Annotated in this window: 1 protein-coding gene; it reads left to right on the plus strand. The window is 35.1% G+C overall.

Going from position 1 to position 1,440, the window contains the following annotated elements; translation table 11 throughout:
- The first annotated feature begins 507 nt into the window (after positions 1-507).
- On the plus strand, positions 508-1,188 hold the full coding sequence (locus tag AC1DND_RS27790; protein ID WP_477586072.1) for a sensor histidine kinase: 681 nt from the start codon (positions 508-510) through the stop codon (positions 1,186-1,188).
- Positions 1,189-1,440 lie beyond the last annotated feature (252 nt).

Here is a 1,440-nt window from a genome sequence, read left to right on the forward strand (position 1 = left end):
GTAATGGGAAGGATCATCAACTAGATTGATCTTTTTGTCGATAATGAGGTAAAAAGGCTTTAATAAAAAGTTTGAGAAGGTAAAATCTGCTACCAAAGTAATAAGTAAGGCGGCAACCAGCACAATCAGCATGTAAAAACGGATCGAATTTTTAATGGATTGGAGCGCCGTCATTGTTTCTCCAATCTCCAGATTATACCAGTTTGTATGATACGAAAATTTATAATTGAGGATTCTATATACTTCAATATCGCCTTCAATTTCCCTCTTTTCTGTAAATACTTTTGCTGTGGAGTCTTTCTGGTTATCGGGGATATCTGTTAAAACGATAAATTCTTCCTTTAAAATATTGTAATCGGTAAAAGATTGTTCCTTATTTAAAAGGCTATCGATCTCATTATCGACAAAAAGATCAATCTAGTTGATGATCCTTCCCATTACAATTATCAGAATATACCAACTACCACCAACGATTTTAAAATCCTTGACAATAGCATAAACTCTTTAATGCGTAAAATAAATACGCTTTTTGCTTTAGAAAAGCAGTTTATAGCTAACGTTTCGCATGAGCTGCTTACCCCTATTTCAATTTTAAGTACGCGCTTCGAAAATATGCTCAATACTCGAGATATTCCTGTAGAGCATGAAAATAAAATCTACGCCTCTTTAAAAACCTTAAACCGCTTAAAGGTAATTATCAACAGCTTATTGCTCATTTCGAAGGTAGAAAACAATCAGTATCTAAAAACCGAAGAAATTAGCCTCAAACAGGAAATCGATGATATATATGAAGATCTGGAAGATCGAATAGCAGATAAAAATATCAGTTATAATGCTCACCTTTCGAAGGACTTTCATTTTACCGGAAATAAAGCACTGATACATACCCTTTTAATCAATATTATCAATAATGCAATAAAGTATAATATTGAGGGGGGGACCATTGCCATAACAGATAAAACCGAAGCCGAAAAATATATCCTCACCATCAGCGATACCGGATCTGGCATGAGCGCAGCACTCGTAGAAAATGCTTTCGATCGATTTAAAAGGGGAAATACCGAAGAAAACGGCTTTGGCCTGGGGCTAGCCATTGTGCAAAGTATTGCCCGATTCCATAAAATAGAGGTCGATATAAAATCTGAAGAACACAAAGGAACCAACATTTCGTTGTTTTTTTTAAAATAACTTCCCAGTTAAGCTTATAACATAGCTCATATATTTAGGATAAACTTAATTCCGATGTAAGATCGGCACAGGTTTAAGAATCTTTTTGGCAGGGGCTTTGCTTAATAATAAAAAATCAATCCGATAAGAAAAGAATATATCCTAATGAAAAACATCTTCCCAATACTAGGAGCAGCCGCTTTATTGCTGGCATCTTGCCAGGGTGGCACGGAAAAAAAAACACAGGCTAAAATAGATTCCACCATAGTAACC

The organism is Pedobacter sp. 01N416 (genome assembly GCF_056399685.1).

Bases quoted from the DNA above. Each gene is read 5' to 3' on its own strand.
- AC1DND_RS27790 (WP_477586072.1), top strand. From the start codon at position 508: ATGCGTAAAATAAATACGCTTTTTGCTTTAGAAAAGCAGTTTATAGCT.